This is a genomic window from Enterobacter sp. Ap-1006 (assembly GCF_011752835.1).
In the GTDB taxonomy this organism is placed as follows: Bacteria; Pseudomonadota; Gammaproteobacteria; order Enterobacterales; family Enterobacteriaceae; genus Cedecea.
In genome coordinates this window covers 786,269-805,030 of sequence record NZ_VWWU01000001.1, presented here as the reverse complement: position 1 = coordinate 805,030, position 18,762 = coordinate 786,269, and the positions used below count along the sequence as shown (strand labels likewise).

At 52.0% G+C, this 18,762-nt stretch carries 15 protein-coding genes; 8 read left to right on the top strand and 7 right to left on the bottom strand.

Going from position 1 to position 18,762, the window contains the following annotated elements:
* Positions 1 to 243 precede the first annotated feature (243 nt).
* Positions 244 to 1,200: an ATP-grasp domain-containing protein gene (locus F3J28_RS03735; protein ID WP_286177904.1), complete on the top strand. Its 957-nt coding sequence runs from the start codon at positions 244 to 246 to the stop codon at positions 1,198 to 1,200.
* 4 nt (positions 1,201 to 1,204) lie between these two features.
* The gene (locus F3J28_RS03730; protein ID WP_166872921.1) at positions 1,205 to 1,921 is read left to right on the top strand and encodes a class I SAM-dependent methyltransferase; all 717 of its coding nucleotides are present in this window, start codon (positions 1,205 to 1,207) and stop codon (positions 1,919 to 1,921) included.
* A gap of 71 nt (positions 1,922 to 1,992) precedes the next feature.
* On the opposite strand, the gene F3J28_RS03725 is transcribed toward F3J28_RS03730, so the two are convergent.
* From F3J28_RS03725 to F3J28_RS03710, 4 genes are all read right to left on the bottom strand, one after another.
* Positions 1,993 to 3,120 carry a DegT/DnrJ/EryC1/StrS family aminotransferase gene (locus tag F3J28_RS03725; RefSeq protein WP_166872918.1) on the bottom strand — a complete coding sequence of 376 codons (1,128 nt, stop codon included), beginning with the start codon at positions 3,118 to 3,120 and terminating at the stop codon, positions 1,993 to 1,995.
* A 40-nt stretch (positions 3,121 to 3,160) separates the two neighbouring features.
* A complete protein-coding gene (locus tag F3J28_RS03720) occupies positions 3,161 to 6,514 on the bottom strand; it encodes an O-linked N-acetylglucosamine transferase family protein (protein WP_353620569.1) in 3,354 nt (1,117 codons plus the stop codon).
* 39 nt (positions 6,515 to 6,553) lie between these two features.
* Entirely contained in the window at positions 6,554 to 7,981 is a 1,428-nt protein-coding gene (locus tag F3J28_RS03715) for a hypothetical protein (protein WP_166872912.1), read from the bottom strand.
* Between the two features lie 198 nt (positions 7,982 to 8,179).
* Positions 8,180 to 9,016, bottom strand: a complete 837-nt coding sequence (locus F3J28_RS03710) for a flagellin N-terminal helical domain-containing protein (protein ID WP_166872909.1) — start codon at positions 9,014 to 9,016, stop codon at positions 8,180 to 8,182.
* Positions 9,017 to 9,416: 400 nt separating this feature from the next.
* Between F3J28_RS03710 and fliD the strand changes: the two genes are divergently transcribed.
* The 4 genes from fliD to amyA all read left to right on the top strand — a co-directional run bounded on the left by fliD (position 9,417) and on the right by amyA (position 13,177).
* On the top strand, positions 9,417 to 10,838 hold the full coding sequence (gene fliD, locus F3J28_RS03705) for a flagellar filament capping protein FliD (RefSeq protein WP_205246345.1): 1,422 nt from the start codon (positions 9,417 to 9,419) through the stop codon (positions 10,836 to 10,838).
* 9 nt (positions 10,839 to 10,847) lie between these two features.
* Entirely contained in the window at positions 10,848 to 11,258 is a 411-nt protein-coding gene (gene fliS / locus F3J28_RS03700; protein ID WP_008453801.1) for a flagellar export chaperone FliS, read from the top strand.
* Positions 11,258 to 11,620 carry a flagella biosynthesis regulatory protein FliT gene (gene fliT / locus F3J28_RS03695; RefSeq protein WP_008453799.1) on the top strand — a complete coding sequence of 121 codons (363 nt, stop codon included), beginning with the start codon at positions 11,258 to 11,260 and terminating at the stop codon, positions 11,618 to 11,620. Before fliS ends, fliT begins: the two co-directional genes overlap by 1 nt.
* Before the next feature lie 69 nt (positions 11,621 to 11,689).
* The gene (gene amyA / locus F3J28_RS03690; protein WP_166872907.1) at positions 11,690 to 13,177 is read left to right on the top strand and encodes an alpha-amylase; all 1,488 of its coding nucleotides are present in this window, start codon (positions 11,690 to 11,692) and stop codon (positions 13,175 to 13,177) included.
* Positions 13,178 to 13,291: 114 nt separating this feature from the next.
* Here the strand turns inward: amyA and F3J28_RS03685 are convergent, their stop codons facing one another.
* Together F3J28_RS03685 and yedD are read right to left on the bottom strand one after the other, a co-directional pair.
* Positions 13,292 to 14,551: a hypothetical protein gene (locus F3J28_RS03685; RefSeq protein WP_286177902.1), complete on the bottom strand. Its 1,260-nt coding sequence runs from the start codon at positions 14,549 to 14,551 to the stop codon at positions 13,292 to 13,294.
* 556 nt (positions 14,552 to 15,107) lie between these two features.
* Positions 15,108 to 15,533, bottom strand: coding sequence for a lipoprotein YedD (yedD, locus tag F3J28_RS03680; protein WP_166872905.1), 426 nt, complete (start codon positions 15,531 to 15,533; stop codon positions 15,108 to 15,110).
* 195 nt (positions 15,534 to 15,728) lie between these two features.
* Between yedD and yedE the strand changes: the two genes are divergently transcribed.
* Together yedE and yedF are read left to right on the top strand one after the other, a co-directional pair.
* The gene (gene yedE / locus F3J28_RS03675; RefSeq protein ID WP_166872900.1) at positions 15,729 to 16,943 is read left to right on the top strand and encodes a selenium metabolism membrane protein YedE/FdhT; all 1,215 of its coding nucleotides are present in this window, start codon (positions 15,729 to 15,731) and stop codon (positions 16,941 to 16,943) included.
* Complete coding sequence (gene yedF, locus F3J28_RS03670; RefSeq protein ID WP_008459977.1) at positions 16,940 to 17,176, top strand: sulfurtransferase-like selenium metabolism protein YedF; 237 nt, start codon at positions 16,940 to 16,942, stop codon at positions 17,174 to 17,176. Before yedE ends, yedF begins: the two co-directional genes overlap by 4 nt.
* Before the next feature lie 27 nt (positions 17,177 to 17,203).
* On the opposite strand, the gene F3J28_RS03665 is transcribed toward yedF, so the two are convergent.
* Positions 17,204 to 18,058, bottom strand: a complete 855-nt coding sequence (locus F3J28_RS03665) for a MurR/RpiR family transcriptional regulator (protein WP_166872897.1) — start codon at positions 18,056 to 18,058, stop codon at positions 17,204 to 17,206.
* Between the last annotated feature and the right edge of the window lie 704 nt (positions 18,059 to 18,762).

Here is an 18,762-nt window from a genome sequence, read left to right as displayed (position 1 = left end):
CAAATCATGTTCTGGCTTACTTAAAAGTATCAATTGGTTGTTAAATATTAACGTCACATACTATAGCGAAACCGGAGAAATTAAGCCGGAGAATCTATCCTGCAAAAAAAGGATAAAATCATCTGTTATTCCAGGCCTGATCTCTGGCGGGTTTATCATACAGTGATAAATATACGCGTCGTTTCTCTGCGGCAAACTTCCCCCTGCCGTCAGGCGAAGCAGATTACAAGACAGGTCATTTACATGAACATTTTAATTACGGCTATAGGGTCAATGTCTGCGCCAGCCGTGATAAATACGCTGAAACGTGCATCCCACACCGTCATCGGGTGTGATATCTACCCCGAGCAATGGGTGTATGCCTCTCGTCTGGTCGACAATTTTGTTCAGGTTCCGCGTGCAACGAATAGCCAGGTCTTTATCGAAAGTATCAATGCAATTTGCGACCAGCATCGCATTGACGCCATCATCCCACTAACCGATGTTGAAGTTGACACGCTTTCTGATGCCCGTGGTGAACTGTGTTCGTCCGCCATGCTGGCGCTAATGGCAGCAGAATCTATCGCGGTTGCCAGGGATAAGCTAACCTGGAGCCAGCGATTTTCCCATAACGAGGCGTTTCTCTCGCTGCCTACTGTCGCCCTCGCTGAGTCCCAAACGCTTTCATTTGGTTTCCCGGTTATCCTTAAACAGAGAAATGGCCGCAGCAGCGAAGGGCTTCGCCGCGTAGAGACCCAGGCCGAACTGATTGAGCTACGTCAGCGGCTGAACGGCAACGACTGGATTGTCCAGCCGTATCTGCCGGGAGATGTTCACGTCATTGATATTGTCCGGCAGCGCGAGACCGGCGAATGGGCGGGCGTTGCCCGCAAAGAGCTGTTGCGCACCGCGAACGGCGCCGGATTAACCGTTGAGATTACCCAGGATGAGGCACTGCTCGCCAAAGCGGCAGAAGTTGCCCGCCTGCTCGACCTGAACGGCTGCATCAATATTGAATTTATGCGCCATTCCACCGGGGATTACCTGATGGACATCAACCCCCGCTTCTCCGCCGGGGTCGAATTTTCGGTCATGGCAGGCTACGACATGATTACCAATCATCTTCACTGTTTCACCCGCCAGCCTATTCAACCCGCAGTTACCGTACAAAACGCCGTCTTTACGCGCCACTACGTCGCTGAGAAATCATTCACAGGATAGAGATATGAGCCAAATAACAGAGCCTGAAAAGCTCACCACGGCCGAGGACTGGGACCATAAATGGCAGGGTATTTTCGACCACTACCAAAACGATCTTCGCCATGCCTACTATATTGATGCGGTGAGAAAAAGCCGTGAAAAGCGGGTTCTGGAGATTGCTGCCGGTAGCTTCCGCGATATCGTCCAGTTGACGAAGCGTGGCGCAGAGGGCCACGGAATAGACTTTTCGCCGGAATCCGTGAGTCTTGCGAAAAAGCTTTATCCTTCCCTGCAGGATCGTTTTTCCGTGATGAATGCCTTCGAGCTGCAGTACCCGGACAAGCATTTTGACATCAGTTACCACAATGGGTTTTGGGGGCTATTTGCGGATGAGGATATCCAAAAAATGGCGCTTGAGCAGGCCCGCATCACTCGCGGCAGAATGATCGTCACTGTACATAACGCCCATAACCTGTCGTTCGTTGATTATTTCAATTCGAAAAAAGAGACCGACTCGCTGTTTAACATCCGCTTCTTTACCGTCAAACAGATGCAGGAAATCCTCGGCAAAGTCGCCCGCAAAGTCACCATTATCCCGGTCGGCAAAGGCAAAAAAACGCACGAAGACTGGCTGATACGCCACGGACTGCATAATCCACTATTGATTAACGGCATGTTCAAATTGTCCGGCCAGCGCTATCTTGAGCGCAGCGAGCGCTTGATGTGTATCGCCGAGCTATAACAGCACGCTCAAAACGGTAAAAAGGGCCTTGTCGCAAGACAAAGCCCTTTTTTATTCCCGCAATAACCCTGTCAGGCAGCGACGCTCTGCCCCTGAGCAATTCGTCTGACAGCCGCGATGATACGTAGCTGCTCTTCTTCCTCAAGATCCGGGAATATCGGCAAACAGAGCACCTTATTAGCCAGGTCGTTGGCTACCGGCAGATGCTCCGCGGCGGAAGACGGTAAATGCCGATACATCGCGAAGGAGCTGATGAGCGGATAGAAATAGCGGCGGGTATAAATCCCCTCTTCTTTTAACGCGTCGTAAAGTGCGTCGCGGCTCACCGGGAACCGTTCATCTATCAGCACGGGATAGTAGGCGTGGTTCCACTCGTAATCGCTTTTCTGGGTATAAAATTCAAGGCCAGGAATATCGGCCAGACCTTCACAGTAGCGCTGATAAATTTCGGCCCGGGCGCTCAAGGCGCCGTCAATATGCTGGAGCTGCAGCAGGCCAAACGCCGCCTGCACCTCATTCATTTTGGCGTTAATGCCCGGCGCGATCACCGTGGTTTCGTCGGCAAAGCCAAAGTTTTTCAGGTAATCAATGCGTTTTTTGGTTCTGGCATCCGGGCAGATAATCGCCCCGCCTTCGATGGTATTAAACACTTTGGTGGCGTGGAAGCTCAGGATAGACAAATCACCGCAGTTCAGGATGCTGCTGCCGTTCTGCTTCACACCAAAGGCGTGGGCCGCGTCGTAAATAACTTTGAGGCCATAGGTGTCGGCGATACGTTGAATTTTATCCACATCGCAGGGAATACCATAACAGTGCACCGGCATAATGGCCGTAGTTTGCGGGGTGATAAGCGCCTCAATCGCGTCGGCGTTAATATTGAACGTCTGCGGATCAATATCAGCAAAGACCGGCGTCAGGCCATTCCATAAGAGGCTGTGCGATGTCGCCACAAATGAGTAAGGCGTGGTTATCACTTCGCCACTCAGCCGCAGCGTCTGGAAAGCGGTCAGCAGCGCCAGCGTGCCGTTAGAAAACAGCGAAAGATATTTTACGCCCAGATAATCGGCCAGCGCCTGCTCAAGCTGCTGATGAAATGGCCCGTTGTTGGTCAGGTGCTTGTTCCCCCAGATTTGCTCGAGATAAGGAACAAATTCCTCCAGGGGCGGAAGCAGAGGGCTGGTAACAAAAATATTTTTCATAGTACACCTCGGTGTGAAACCAGTTGGCGCGGCCCGCGCCTTATTCCAATACTGTGAACGTACGGTGCGCTTCACCGGCACAGTAAATTCGCCATGCTTCCCGCAATGCGCGCCCAAATGTACCGGCGACGTTAAAGCCATCCGCGGTTTCCGCCGGCATTCTTTCACGCATTGTCATGCGTATTTCATTCAGTTCAGGGAGTCGGTCGCCCCAGCTCAGCGCCTTCTGGATGTAATCCTCTTCGCTGTAGGCAATAAAGTTTTCCAGCCCATGAATGCGCATAATATCGACGCCCTGTCGGGCAGCCATCGTGGCACCGCACAGCGTCAGCGTTGGCACGCCCATCCAGCAGGCGTGGTTACTGGTGGTACCGCCAGAGTAGGGAAATGCATCAAGTAAAATGTCGATTTCATTGTGGTAAGCCAGATAATCAAGCAGCGGTGCTCTTTTCTTGAATATCAGGCGCGACGGTTCAATTCCCAGCAGCTCGAGTTTCCTCGTCATCTCGGCCACCATTTTTTCATCGTTCATAAAACCGATAACAAATTTGGCTCCAGGAGACTGCGCCAGGATAGAGGCCCACACCCTAAGGACTTCATCGTTGATCTTTTTAGGACGATTAAAGCTGCCGAAGGTGAGGTAACCGTTTTTAAGCGCCGGGAGAGTTTCGATATCAGGGCTTTGCGGATCGGGCTCAAAGAACTTGCGCATCTCAATAAACATGATGCTTTCGGTCAGCTGCTGTTCAAGATCGGCTGGCTCAGCGAGCGTCGCGGTCACAATGCGGTAATCCATCGTTTTCAAACCGGTTGTGCCGGGGTAGCCAATCCAGGAGATTTGCACCGGTGCGGGGCGAAGCGCAAACGCCGGCAGACGGTTGTCAGAGGTGTGGCCCGAGAGATCAAACAGAATATCAATCCCGTCATGATAAACTTGTTCGGCAAGCTGCTGGTTGCTTAACTTGTCCACCTGCCGCCATAGCACGGAACCGGCTGCAAAATGTTCAGTAACCTCGTCATGAACATAAGAGGTGCTGTAACCCACCAGCTCGAAATGATTTCTGTCCAGCCCATCCCAGAACGGCGCCAGGAAGTGGCTCACCGGATGCCTGCGTAAATCTCCGGAAACAAAGCCTACACGCAGTTTTTTATCAGGATTCTTTATACCCCGATAAGGCAGCTGCAGATGACAAGCCGCGGCCCATGCTCCTACCGTCTCACCGTATTGCAGATGTTTCTGGTAAAGCTGCTCTGCCGTGACCTTATGGTCGTGGGTCATTGCAAACAACAGTGCGGTAAAGTAATCAAAATTACTCGGTTCCAGCGCTATCGCTTTGTTAAGAAACCAGGCGGCCTCGTCAAGTTTTTGGCTATCGCTGAGAATAACGCCCATCGTGGCATAGTGAATCGCTTTCACCTCGTCGCAGCGCAACGAAACGCGAGAACATTTTTCCGCCAGGGACATTTCACCCAGCTGATAATATGAGTACGCAAGGCTATGCCAGAAATTGACGTTTTTATCTTCCAGCCTTAACAACCCCTGCAGAAGAAGAATCGCGTAATAATGTTGGTTTGTTTTCTGTAGCCCTGTCGCCAGATCGTAATAAATATCCAGACTGGAGAAATAGTGCCCCATCAACCGACAAAGCACTTCTTTTGCTTCATCCCAGCGATTGGACAGCACAAGCGTTCGCGAATAACAGCGCAGCGCGGCAATATCCTCCGGGTTCTCTTTCAGCAGCTTCTCAGCACAGGTTTTCGCATCCTGAATCTTTTTCTCACGAATTAAACGGTTAATCCGGTCGTAAGTGTCTTCCGCGTGTTCTGATTCACGCTGGGGTAAATCATTAACATCTTTGCTAAGCAAGCCACCTCGCGATATGGAAACACTCAGCAGCAGCAAATTGTTCAACAGCGGTAGCAAAAATTGTGTTTTCCCCGTGCGTAAAAAAAGCTGGTAGTGCTTTTTCCAGGCAGTCGGAGACCCCGTCAACGCGCCTTTTTTACGTAGCGACATAAAACACTGCCACGCCTCGGCATCCACACCGGCTAAACCGTGTTGCAAATAACGCGATTCTTCCGGCGTGACAGAAAATTCGTCGCCCCACAGGTTCCTATAAACTTGCGGAGCATTCCCTTCTGGCGCGCCGTTTTTCAGCGATAAAATGGGCTGTAGCGTGTCATTTTCAGCCCGATCATACGCGCCTGGAGTACAGCGCCAGTAGAGTCCTGCCGGCTGAGTGAGATACAGATCTTCCAGCACTTTCAGAACTGCCTCGCGCACGTCGGTATTGTCTTCCGGCTTGCGGCAGTTAATGACCAACTGTTCGACGCTCAGGCTGAATGGCCAGGCAGCCCCAAGCAGATCCAGAATGCGTAAAGTGATCGGATTCTCACTACTGGATTGCTGCCCATCCCCGCCAATATGGCCGTTGTATATCGCCCCATTCTCATTCATTTTGCGGCTAAAGTTTCCCGCCCAATGAAGTGATTCGAGGCGCGAACTGTCGGGCAGTGCCGGGAAGTGTTCATCGGTTCTGGCCGCACGGAGCAGACTGAAGCGCTCGGAACGCGATACCGCAAAATCAAGATATTGTTGGGCGGCAATGCGCTGCTGGCCGGCGACGAGGGCGTGCAGCGTGGCGACCTTGTCACCATAAGCGCGCGGCAGCTCATACTGAGGCACCACATCGCCGACATAGCTTAATCCCAGGTCGCTGGTCTGGTGGCAAAACTCAGTAAAAGACAAGGCTGCCGTGGTCGGAGAGAGATAACGCAGGGTCAGGGCAAGATCGCTCTCTTTCTCAGCCTCTTCAACCTGAGCTTTAAGTGTTCCTGCCGGCAGCGTCATCGCCAGATAGCTCAGCATGCCTCGCGCAGCATTAACCTGAGACTCAGGATCGGCATTCGCATCACGGGCTGCATGGTAGCTAAGCGCCTCGCGAATGGCCGTGGTGTCAGCTTCGCCGGTGGAGGGATACCAGTGCAGGCAGACCACGCCGGAGGCAGAAAGATTTTGGCGGCACCAGAGCAAGAGTGCCTCTCGCTCCTGGCGGCCGAGTAAAGAGAAAACACCGCGAATCACGATGTAGTCAAACTGCCCGCCTTCGGTGGCGAGAATATCCCCAAGTCCGGCGGAGAACAGCTCAATATTGCTGAGCCCTAATGCCTGAGTATGACGCTGCCCTGCGGCAATCAAGCTTTCATCAATATCAATCCCCATCACCTGGCTTTCCGGGTACGCCAGCGCGTGGGCCGTAATGCATCCTCCCTCGCCGCACCCTATTTCCAGCACGCGAGCGTGCGCAGGCTCCACCGTAGAAAGATGGTAGACGCAGGCCGCAGACTGAATAGCAACGGGCGAAATACGATGATCCGGGTAATACTGACTCACGTTATGCTTATCCATTATTTTGAAGAAATAAATGCAGACTCAACCGATTAACGCGCTGTACTTTTCCAACAGCGACGCTTTGTATCGACGGTAATCCTCACTCTCAACCCCGGAGTGAGCCAGTATCCAACTAAACGCGTCCTCGCCGTGTGCCGCATCCACCAGCGTATGCGGCTGAGCCCGGCCTATTGCCATTTTATCCAGTGCACTAAGCTCATTTTCGACAGCGGCCAGTGCCACTTGATTGAGAAACCGTTCAGCATTGTTGCGCTGTAAATTGCGATCGATAAACCGGGCCACGGCGGCCAGATATTTCGTCGACAGCTCGCCCCCTTCACAATAGAGACACGCCGCCAGAATCGACGCCCAGAACGGCGCGGTTTCATCCCAGGTCAGCAGTAAATCTTTCACATCTAACTGCCCTTCCATCCCGGCCCACGACTTCCTGACGAGGCTGTTCGCCTCAAGCAGCAGGACAGGCGTGGTCATTTTTTCCAGCGCATGAGATAAAAAGACCAGCCGGCGACTGGCATAGTGCACATTCGCTGCCGTTCCCGGAGTCACTGCCTCGCTGCTTAACGAAATAGCCAGCTCAGGCATCGCGTTGCGAAGCCCCGTAATCTGCTGGGCCAAGCCAGCATCACAGTTATAAATATGGAAATGAACGTTAAGCTCGTCGCGATTGGTGTCGAACAGAGAAAGCAGCAGCGGCAGGCCATGAGCGGTAAAGCCGGCGCCATCGCAAGCGACCAGCACGGTAGTTTTATTGTTATTTACCGGCTCAATTAACCAGCTATAACGGCCAGCGTCAGGCTGCCAGTCAGGCACGTCTAACGGGCTGAAATCGATAAAGGAGTCCGGGCGGCCTCCCAGCTTGTAGATGGCCGTGACGACCATCAGCAGCGTCATAGGATCTTCCCCGATAAGCGCCATGTTCTCAGTAAGCTGCTGAATAATGACATATGCCTGATTAAAATCTTCTTCCATCAGGCAGATGAGCAAGAGAATTTTTAGCGCAACGGATGACTCACTGAGCTCGGAAAGATTATTGGATATGAGGAAAACGGCAGAATTTATTTCATTAATGCGGAACAGAATCTGAACGGCGACTACCAGGTAATTTTTATTCCCGTCAAGCTTAAGCGCTTCAACGATACACTGCGTGATTTTCTCAACATTCTCCGCGTCAATCGCTTTAGGCTTTTCTCCAGTCGGACCGCAGATCGCCGCATTGGCCAGAATAATCGCCCCCATCATCAGCTTTAACGCTCTGTCTTGCTCGAGATTCAACTCCGTCTGTGCCTGGTTTAATTTATCGTCGAGGGCAGCAAAATCAGGATTGGCAAAATTAAGGACTTCGGTCACCAGCCACGCAGGTAAAGCATCGGCTTCCGGCAGGTGAATCGCCCGGGTAAACAGATCGCGGTAATATTGATGCATTGCCCGAGTGCGGGAGAAACTATTCATAACTGTCCTTTAGGTTGCAATATTTTGCCAGACGGGTGATTGTCCGATGCTAGCACCCGGCCAGTAAGCATAATGCGCTGAACAAAACCGAAATTAACGGCTTAACCTTCATATTAAAAACGCCCTGCGCCTCCCCTTTTGGCAAAAACAAAAAAAGGCTGCTGTTTCCAGCAACCTTTCTTGTAGCGGTCTGCGAAATTAACGCAGCAGGGACAGCATTGCCTGTGGAACCTGGTTTGCCTGAGACAGTACAGAAGTACCAGCCTGCTGCAGGATCTGCGCGCGGCTCATGTTGGATACTTCGGTCGCGTAGTCAGCGTCCTGGATACGGGACTGAGCAGCAGACAGGTTGGTGATGGAGTTGTTCAGGTTGTTGATGGTAGATTCGAAACGGTTCTGAATCGCACCCATGTTAGAACGTGCAGTATCGATTTTCGCGATAGCAGCATCAGCAGCAGAAACAACAGCCTGCGCGGTAGAGTGGTCGGTAATAGCGGTGCTCAGACCAGTGCTCAGGCTACCGGAAGATGCGTTGATCAGAGAGTCGCTGCCGATAACGATGGTATCGTTAGCGGTGGTGTTAGCGCCAACCTGAATGTTCAGACCAGTAGTTACGGAACCGTTCAGCAGGTTTTTGCCGTTGAAAGAAGCGCCGCCTGCGATGCGGTCGATTTCAGACAGACGCTGGGTGATTTCAGTCTGTACGGATGCCAGGTCAGTGGTGCCGTTGGTGTCGTTCGCGGCCTGCAGGGACAGTTCACGGATACGCTGTAAGTTGGTGTTGATCTCGTTCAGGTTACCTTCAGCGGTCTGAACCAGAGAGATACCGTCGTTAGCGTTACGAGCCGCCTGAGTCATACCCTTAACCTGGGAAGTCATACGGTTGGCAATCGCCTGACCAGCAGCATCGTCTTTCGCGCTGTTGATACGCATACCGGAAGACAGACGCTCGATAGCGGTACCCAGGGAAGACTGAGCTTTGCTCAGGTTGTTCTGAGTAGTCAGGGACAGCAGGTTAGTATTGATTACGGACATAGTATTAATTCCTTAAAAATTGGGTTTAGGTTCGGTGCCTAACACTCACGGCGTCTCTCACCGTCAACAAGGTTATCGACGCCCTCTGTGCCAACTTTAGAATTAATGATAAAAAAAAATCAAATAACTGAATTATAAAGAAATTAAATTTACAACCAGCGCTAAACTTAACCTTTCCTACACTTTCAAACGCGGCTTATCGCATTTGAGCAAATATATCTTTGCCTCCCTTTACGCCATCGGCCACGCTATTAACGTCACCGTCTTTTCCGACAATCGTCATATAAGGCCGATCCACTGCCTGCTATTCGGCTGATTATTTTTTTTCCCCGGCTGTAAACTTTTCATTGAGTCAGCCGATAAGTGAATGAAACTACCAGCGACTTAAAGGAAGACATCAATGGCATCGATTTCAAGCCTCGGGGCAGGTACCAGCCTGAACCTCCAGGATACTTACGATAAGCTTTACACGGCTGAACAAACAAAATTAACCATCTTTGATACACAAACAAAGACTTATCAAGCCCAGTTTAGCGCCTTTGGTCAGTTGAAAACCGCGATTTCCGGACTGGAAACGGCTACCGCTGCGTTAACAGCGAAGGGTTCTCTGGTGTCTACCTCCGTCACCAGTACCAATACCGCTTTTAGCGCGACCACGACCAGTGACGCTATCCTTGCTGACTATACAATTAACGTACAGCAGATGGCGAAGGCTCAGGTGCTCTCAACCGGCAGCATCAGCAGCAATACTGCGCAGCAGGGTGCGACCACCGGCGGTACACGTACGATAACGATTACTCAGCCTGGCACCACTAAGCCACTGAGCGTGACGCTTGCCGACGGCGATACCTCATTAAACGGTATTGCAAAAGCGATTAACGCCGCGGGCGGAAACGTCTCGGCATCCGTGGTTAAAGCTAACGACGGCGACTATCGCCTGATGATTGCTTCCAAGAGCACCGGCACGCAGTCAGACATGACCATCACCGTCACCGGTGATGACCAGCTCCAGGGCGTGATTGGGTACAACTCAACGAGCAAGACCGGGGCTTTAACAGAGCAAACTGCTTCGCAAAATGCTCAGGTGAAAGTGAACGGCGTCATGATTGAGCGTCAGAGCAACACCATCTCTGATGCCATGCCGGGCGTAACGTTGAACCTTAAGGCGAAGAGCACGGCCGATGAAACGCTGAGCGTGGCGCGTACCAGCGATGCCAGCAAGAAAGTGATTAATGACTGGGTTAAAGCCTATAACACCCTTCAGTCAACGATTGCTACCGTGACCAAATATGTAAAAGTTGACCCAGGTTCCGCCCAGGATCCAAACAACGGCGCACTCGTCGGGGACAGTACCGTACGCGGTATCCAGGCTGATATCCGTAGCATGCTGACCCAGGTACAGGGCGGCGATTACAGCATTATGGCGCAGTTGGGCATTACCCAGGATCCCGTACTGGCCCCGGATGGCTCCAGCCAGCTAAAAGTCAATGATACCCAATTAACCAAAGCGTTATCCGACAACCCGCAGGGCGTTATTAACTACTTTGTAGGCGACGGGAAAACGACAGGGTTTGCGACACAGCTGGATACCAAACTGAACAATATGCTGAGCACCAGCTCCATTAACGCTGGCGTGATTAAAAATGCGCAGGATGGCCTGACCTCAACATTGAAAACCGTGGCCGATCGTAAACAGGCGATGAGTGACAGCATCGACGAAACCATGGCGCGTTACAAGGCACAGTTTACTTCTCTGGCAAGCCTTGTTAACTCGATGACAAACATGGGGAACTATCTGGCGCAGCAATTCAACAAAAGCTAAGGATTTTGTATGTACAAGAGTTCTGGTGTACAAGCCTATCAACAGGTCGGTCTGGAAAGCGCCGTTATGAGTGCCAGTCCACACCAGCTCGTGGTGATGTTGTTCGATGGGGCACTCAGTGCCCTGGTTCGTGCACGCTTGTTTCTTGAACAGGAACAAATACCGCAAAAAGGCGAGGCGCTCTCAAAAGCCATTAACATTATTGATAATGGCCTGAAAGCCGGCCTGAATATGGATGTCGGAGGAGATTTGCCCGCTAACCTCGCGAATCTTTACGATTACATGGTCAGGCGTCTCCTGCACGCTAATTTGCGTAATGACGTAGAGGCCATCGCCGAAGTCGAAAGATTACTTGCAAACATCGCGGATGCATGGAAGCAAATCGGCCCTACTTCCCCTACATTTCAGGATGCTATCTGATGAATGATTTCATCTCATCCCTCAATGGATGGCGTGCCCTGCTCGCCCTCAGTCAAACCATGCTTGACCTTGCCCATAGCGGAAGGTGGGATGAGCTGATTGATCATGAGGTTAAATATGTTCAACTGGTAGAGTCGATTGCCAGCAACCCAATTGCGCAGTCAAGCCAAAGAAGTCAGGAAGAAGCTAAGGCGCTGCTTGATCTGATTCTCGCCAATGAAAATGAGATTAAAGGGCTGCTTAACAGCCGTCTGAGCGAGCTTCGCGACCTGATTGACCAGAGCGGCCGTCAGAAATCACTGAACAACACCTACGGTTTTCTCTCCGGCAACGTGTTAACACCGAGCGATCTGAACCAGTAAACCTGTCGTATTTCGATTCTTATTCCATACTCCAGAGGTCAGCTAAATGACTTCTGGAGCACGGACAAGATGACGAACCCCACCCTGTTACAATTTTTTCACTGGTACACCCCCGGCGACGGAACGCTCTGGTCAGAAGTGGCCGACCGTGCGGCCAGCCTCAGCGACATCGGCATCAACATGGTTTGGCTTCCCCCTGCGTATAAAGGCAGCGCGGGCGGTTATTCGGTTGGCTACGACAGTTACGATCTCTTTGACCTCGGTGAGTTTGACCAGAAAGGTAGCATCGCCACCAAATATGGGGATAAAGCACAGCTGCTGGCGGCCATAAAAGCCCTGCGGGACAACGAAGTTTCGGTGCTGCTGGACGTTGTCGTCAATCATAAAATGGGCGCCGACGAAAAAGAGCACATCCGCGTCAACCGGGTAAATGCCGATAACCGCAACGAGATCTCGCCGGAGGTTATCGACTGCGAGGCCTGGACCCGCTACACCTTCCCCGCCCGTGCCGGACAATACTCACAGTTCATCTGGGACTACAAATGCTTCAGCGGCGTCGATCATATTGAAAACCCCGATGAAGACGGCATCTTCAAAATCGTCAATGACTACACCGGCGACGGCTGGAACGACCAGGTGGACGACGAGCTGGGGAATTTCGATTATCTGATGGGCGCCAATATCGACTTCCGCAACCATGCGGTGACCGAAGAGCTTAAATACTGGGCGCGCTGGGTGATGGCCCAGACGCAGTGCAACGGCTTTCGGCTCGACGCCGTCAAACACATTCCCGCCTGGTTTTATAAAGAGTGGATTGAGCACGTCCAGGACGTGACCGAAACGCCGCTGTTTATCGTGGCGGAATACTGGTCCCATGAAGTGGACAAACTGCTGGAATACATCGCCCAGGTAGAGGGCAAAACGATGCTGTTTGATGCCCCTCTACAAATGAAATTCCATGAGGCATCCCGGCTTGGGCGTGACTACGACATGAGCCAGATTTTCACCGGCACGCTGGTTGAGGCCGACCCGTTCCACGCCGTCACGCTGGTGGCTAACCACGACACCCAGCCGCTACAGGCGCTTGAAGCGCCCGTAGAAGCCTGGTTTAAACCGCTGGCCTATGCGCTAATTCTGCTGCGCGAAAACGGCGTACCGTCGGTGTTCTACCCGGATCTTTTTGGCGCCAGCTACGACGATAAAGGCGGCGACGGCCAGAGTTACCACATTGATATGCCAGTCATCGAACAGCTGGATGACCTGATTCACGCGCGGGAGCGCTTTGCCCACGGTGTGCAGACTTTGTGGTTCGATCACCCCAACTGCATTGGCTTTAGCCGCAGCGGCACGGCAGAAGCCCCAGGCTGCGTAGTCATCATGTCCAACGGCGATGACGGCGAAAAGCACGTCACCTTAGGGGAAGATTTCGCTGAGAAAAACTGGCGTGATTATCTCGGCAATCGCGAGGAAACGATTCACACCGACGCGGGCGGCAGCGCAACCTTTACCTGTCACGGCGGCAGCGTTAGCGTTTGGGTGCTGGAGGATGTGCTGTGAGTAACCTTCGCTCCGACCCTCGCCCGCCCTCACGGGCCGGGCTCACGTTAAAAATAAAATTAAACGAATATACCGAATAACCCATCTTCGACAGAACGTTCGGTTTTCCGCTCTCTATTCAGTTTGAGTATCAAACACCAGCGTAACAGCCCCACGCCAGGTTGATCCTGGGGATTTCATCATCGTTTCAACGCCGGGTTTCCGGACCCTGAAGTCAACCTGTGAGCGACGATCAACCACAAACTTGCCGGGAGGCTGGATGACATGACCCGCCGGTAATGAATTCAGCAACAGATTTCTGACTTCACTGCCGTTCTCCGCCTTAAAACCCGGTAACGTGAGGGCAACCTCCAGCGGTATTTTTTCTCCGGTGGGTGAGTCGCGCAGCGCGCATCCCTCGTCCACATCATACTCACAGCGCATATTGACGGTGAAACCAGAAGTGGACGACAGGGTGAAGGGGACTTCTTTATTAAGTAAGTCCGGCACCGGCCCACCGTTCACCCACTGGCTCCAGCCGCCTTTGGGAGCCAGGCTGACGTTTTCACTGCCCGGTGCGAGGAAGAACTTGAACGCATGACGAACGGTGGCTTTTATTTTGATTCGAATTTCGCTGTCGGAGGTCGTCTCGGTATTAAAGTTAATATCCCCTCCCTCACCAACGGTATAAACCACCTCACCTTCATAGTCCCCGGAATAAACGGCCAGTGGATTCGGCGTCGTTAAATTATAGCCAAAGCTGAAGTTGTCAATGCGGACATTTCCCTGAAACTTACCGTCATCGCTAAGTTTACGGTAGCAAGTTAATTTTGCCTCTGGCACACCCCATGCATGTGTGTACCAAGAATCACCACCAGACCCTATTCGCCCCGAGCATCCACCGGAAGGGCTAGCACCTGTGCCAGTCATGGCGTTAAACAGATGACCATTGCTGGCATCCAGTCTGTTGTGCCGCATACCAAAAAAGGCAAGCCGAAACTGACTCTCAAGCGTATTCCCTGTTTTAGGATCGGTTAATACCACATCTCTTGTTACCCCATCGAGTGATATTGATACATGATTTTTTATCAAATCCGCAGACGCGTAATCAAAGTATTTCTCACCGGTTAAACCGGAGATCAAAATACTAAAATCCCTCGGCTCACAATCTTGAGGACGATCTGCACAAAATCCTGAGACCGGTGTAGTATTTACAAAGGCATTCTTCTGCGGCTGCGACAGGTCGGCAATAAATTCGGTGGTCACGTCCACCGTTGCGGCTCTGACCACCGATGTCATTGCCAACAGAAGAGTACCGGACAGTGCTGCCAGTTTTATTGCATAAAACATAGGCTTATTATTAAGTGAGAGATTACAGCCTTGCCTGATATACATTATATGTCCTTATTGTTTTTTCCTGAACGGAACTCAGCCATTGCATTTTCCGCCACAGACAAGTCATCCCCGCCAGAATGCTAAGAAAAACAATCTCAGCCACAGCTTCTCTTCTTTCATCCGCAGACATAACTATCACCATTAAATTTTGTTTTGACGCATTATGTTTATGTTTTTAAAGATTGTTTAATATCTTTCCTCTTAATTAAGAGGGTATAAGTCTTAACTTAATTTAACCCCCTATACTGCAAGAAAGTTAAGACTATGGATTTAATCGCACGACCGTAAATTTTAACCGGCCTGAATAAAGAGGCATGCGACGAGGTGCTATGGGGTTGTTTCATCATGATAATCTATGTGTGATAAATAGTGATAACCATGACCAATGACTGGTTTTTTAAGAAAGGTAATGACTATATGGAGCCTGAATTTTTTTGGAGAGCGGCAGAACCTTATCGTGATAATACGGGTTCATCAGCCCAAAGAGAGGGAGAAATTATAGCCAAAATTTTGTACACTAAAATCCCTTCGCCCCCTTCGGGAGAGGGCCAGGGCATTATTTTTTCTCTTTGGATAACTCTCCGCCCAAAGGGTTTTTAGCAAGAAAATCAGCGCATTCCGGCGTTAAACGATCCACACGCTTCAACGTCATCCCGGCGTACTCCAGCGTGTCGCCGTTAAGGCCGATGTCGTAAATCTCACGCTTGACGGTGACATTACGCAGATCGCCAGACAAATGCGTCAGCTTACCCGGAACCCCAATCACCCGCTGCCACTGGCGGCAATCCAGCGTATCGCCCTGCGGCGTGACCACCAGCGAAGCAATCGCCTCCGGGCTAACCAGCTCGCTCTGTGGCCCGCTGGACTGCCAGTAGCCTGCCATACCCGCCGGTGCTTCGGTACGAACGACCTGCTTATAATCTCTGATCTCGGTGCAGCCGCTCAGTGCTACCAGCGCCGCCAATACTAAAAGCTTCTTCATCGTCTATCCTGACTGCGGAGAAAAAATAATTCTGGCATTAAAGCCCAATGCATGCCAGCAATTCCGCCTGGGGCACAAAAATTGATCCAGATTGTTTTTTCGTCTTTTCAGCCTGTTAAGCCCAAAAGATGGGCGTATGATGGCGCCCTCTTTTGCCCTTCGCGGCACGTTCTTCTGAGTTCAGAGGCGAAAAAAATGACCTGGCACTCCTTTAAACACCAATACCTGGTAACCTTCTGGAAACCGATGCCCGCGGTGATCGCGGCCGGGATCCTCTCCACCTGGTACTTTGGCATCACCGGTACCTTCTGGGCCGTCACCGGCGAATTCACCCGCTGGGGCGGCCAGCTCCTGCAGCTGATGGGCATTCACGCCGAAGAATGGGGTTACTACAAGCTAATTCACCTCGACGGCAGCCCGCTAACCCGTATCGACGGCATGATGATCATCGGCATGTTTGGCGGCTGTTTTGCCGCAGCCCTGTGGGCCAATAACGTCAAGCTTCGTTTGCCCCAGCACCGCATCCGCATCATTCAGGCCGTGCTCGGCGGGATCATTGCAGGCTTCGGCGCACGACTGGCAATGGGCTGCAACCTCGCGGCGTTCTTTACCGGGATCCCACAGTTTTCGCTGCACGCCTGGTTCTTCGCCCTTGCCACCGCCATCGGCTGCTGGTTTGGCGCGCGCTTCACGCTGCTGCCGATGTTCCGCATTCCGGTCAAACTGCAAAAAGTCTCCGCGGCCTCCCCGCTCACCCAGCAGCCGGATCGCGCTAAGCGCCGTTTCCGTATGGGAATGCTGGTGTTTATCGGCATGCTCGGCTGGGCGGGTTTCACCGCCATAAACCAGCCAAAACTCGGCCTCGCCATGCTGTTTGGCGTCGGCTTTGGCCTGCTTATCGAACGCGCACAGATTTGCTTCACCTCCGCCTTCCGCGACATGTGGATCACCGGTCGTACCCACATGGCCAAAGCGATTATTCTGGGGATGGCGGCCAGCGCCATTGGCATCTTTAGCTATGTTCAGCTTGGCGTGGAAGCCAAAATCATGTGGGCAGGGCCAAACGCCATCATCGGCGGGCTGTTGTTTGGCTTTGGTATCGTGCTGGCCGGGGGCTGCGAAACGGGCTGGATGTATCGCGCGGTTGAAGGTCAGGTTCACTACTGGTGGGTCGGTCTCGGCAACGTGATTGGCTCTACGCTGCTGGCCTGGTTCTGGGATGATATTTCTCCGGCGCTGGCCACCAGCTGGGATAAAGTCAACCTGCTGAATACCTTTGGGCCGCTGGGCGGGCTGCTGGTGACTTACCTGATGCTTCTCGTCGCTTATCTGCTGATTGTCGGCTGGGAAAAACGCTTCTTTCGCCGTAAAAACCAAGCTATCGGCACCACAACAGGAGAAACCGCATGAGTCAGAACATTGTCCCGGATTACCGCCTGGATATGGTAGGTGAGCCCTGCCCTTACCCGGCTGTTGCCACGCTGGAGGCGATGCCGCAGCTGAAAAAAGGTGAGATCCTGGAAGTGATCAGCGACTGCCCGCAGTCCATCAATAACATCCCGCTGGACGCCAAAAACCACGGCTACACGGTGTTGGATATTCAGCAGGACGGCCCCACCATTCGCTATCTTATTCAGCGTTAATCATGAAAGGGGCAAAGCTGCCCTTTTTCAACGAACCGGCTTCACCCACGCCCCGGAATCCAGCAGGAAACGCTCTGCGCTGGCAATTTTCTGTACCGCCCTGTCTCCGTGTTTAGCTACCAGCATCGCCAGCAAGCATTCGGCAATGCCCATGGCCGACACTACGGAAGGAAAGAACGATGGGCTGTGCGCGGAGAAATAAAGCGTGCTGGCGGCGTGTTTCGCGAGTGGGGAGAGTGGAGAGTCTGTCAGCGCAACAATTTTGCTTCCGGCCTGCCGCGCCGCGCCCAGCACGTCAAGCGACTCACGCGAGTAAGGGGCAAACCCTATCATCAACACCACATCTTTGGGCGTCAGTTCGCGGGTGAAAATTTCGTAATTGCTCGCCTGGCCGTCGATAAGCGACACGTTCTTATTAAACAGGCGATAGATATAGAACAGCGTGTAGGCCACCGAATAGCTGGCCCGAAAGCCGCACACATAAACATGTTCGGCCGCATCCAGGACATCAACCGCCTGTTCCATTGCCTGAGGATTTTCAGCCTCGGTATGGGAAAGATTTACCGCATGAGCGTCAAACACTTCCTGATAGAGCGACGCCGTGCTGCCCTTATCGACCAGCTTTTCGGCCCTTGCCTGATGGGTTTCAATATTCAGGCCAAGCTCCTGAATAACGGCGGCTTTGAACTCTCCCCAGCCGACATAGCCCAGACGCTGAGCCAGGCGCAGCAGCGTGGCGGGCTTGACGCCAATACGTGCGGCAAATGCCCGCATCGAAAGCGCAATTAAGTCCTTCATGTTATGCAGGCTCGACTCTGCGGCCCGCTGCAGCTCGGGGGTTAATGTCTCGTAATGTTCTTCTAGCTTTTGTTGCGGGGTCATAGGCTGACAGGACGCTCCCATTTAGACCGGAAATCCCTTCCGGTGTCTTGAAGGTATCGTCCTGATAGTGCAGTGAAATTACTTTTGACGTCAAATAAATACGAATCTTATTCTGCGATGGCAGATAAAACGGCAATTTATTCATTCAGAGAGACCAGGACATTTCTTAGTCATAATGCGATATCAAATAATAGTGCAGTTCTTTTTTTAAACTATCGGTAAATACTTACGCGACCTGATTATTTAATGTTGAATGTGGTCGTTACATTCCTTCTTGATGTAGAGCAGAAAACAGGCTCTCACCGTTAAGGGTCCCCAATGCATTGGCGCTTTACGTCGTTGACGGAGTGTAAGTGTCAGCCTCCTTAGCCCCCGTCAAAGTGCCCGTTCAGGCCCTTGCTATCTGCTTTTAGACATCACAGACCTCTTTCATGGCCAACGCGCCTACAGAGAAGATGAAAGCAAGACCAGGTGGCGTAGTCAGGACAGTTCGGGCTTTCAAGAGAGGGGGAGTGACAAAATTGGTGGTGCAGTTTAGGTTTTAAAATCTAGAAAATTCCTATGTTTGTCGGTATAGTTATTAAATAAATCTCTTGAAAACTATTGAGTCACTCTTATAAGCGCTGTGCATAACATCGCCACGGCCTCCCCTTGCCGTCATGCTGCGTAAACGTTGCATATTGCGGGCCTGAATCGGTGCAGAC

Coding starts and splice junctions, on each gene's coding strand:
- F3J28_RS03735 (WP_286177904.1), top strand. CDS start 244: ATGAACATTTTAATTACGGCTATAGGGTCAATGTCTGCGCCAGCCGTG.
- F3J28_RS03730 (WP_166872921.1), top strand. CDS start 1,205: ATGAGCCAAATAACAGAGCCTGAAAAGCTCACCACGGCCGAGGACTGG.
- F3J28_RS03725 (WP_166872918.1), bottom strand. CDS start 3,120: ATGAAAAATATTTTTGTTACCAGCCCTCTGCTTCCGCCCCTGGAGGAA.
- F3J28_RS03715 (WP_166872912.1), bottom strand. CDS start 7,981: ATGAATAGTTTCTCCCGCACTCGGGCAATGCATCAATATTACCGCGAT.
- F3J28_RS03710 (WP_166872909.1), bottom strand. CDS start 9,016: ATGTCCGTAATCAATACTAACCTGCTGTCCCTGACTACTCAGAACAAC.
- fliD (WP_205246345.1), top strand. CDS start 9,417: ATGGCATCGATTTCAAGCCTCGGGGCAGGTACCAGCCTGAACCTCCAG.
- fliS (WP_008453801.1), top strand. CDS start 10,848: ATGTACAAGAGTTCTGGTGTACAAGCCTATCAACAGGTCGGTCTGGAA.
- fliT (WP_008453799.1), top strand. CDS start 11,258: ATGAATGATTTCATCTCATCCCTCAATGGATGGCGTGCCCTGCTCGCC.
- amyA (WP_166872907.1), top strand. CDS start 11,690: ATGACGAACCCCACCCTGTTACAATTTTTTCACTGGTACACCCCCGGC.
- F3J28_RS03685 (WP_286177902.1), bottom strand. CDS start 14,551: ATGTATATCAGGCAAGGCTGTAATCTCTCACTTAATAATAAGCCTATG.
- yedD (WP_166872905.1), bottom strand. CDS start 15,533: ATGAAGAAGCTTTTAGTATTGGCGGCGCTGGTAGCACTGAGCGGCTGC.
- yedE (WP_166872900.1), top strand. CDS start 15,729: ATGACCTGGCACTCCTTTAAACACCAATACCTGGTAACCTTCTGGAAA.
- yedF (WP_008459977.1), top strand. CDS start 16,940: ATGAGTCAGAACATTGTCCCGGATTACCGCCTGGATATGGTAGGTGAG.
- F3J28_RS03665 (WP_166872897.1), bottom strand. CDS start 18,058: ATGACCCCGCAACAAAAGCTAGAAGAACATTACGAGACATTAACCCCC.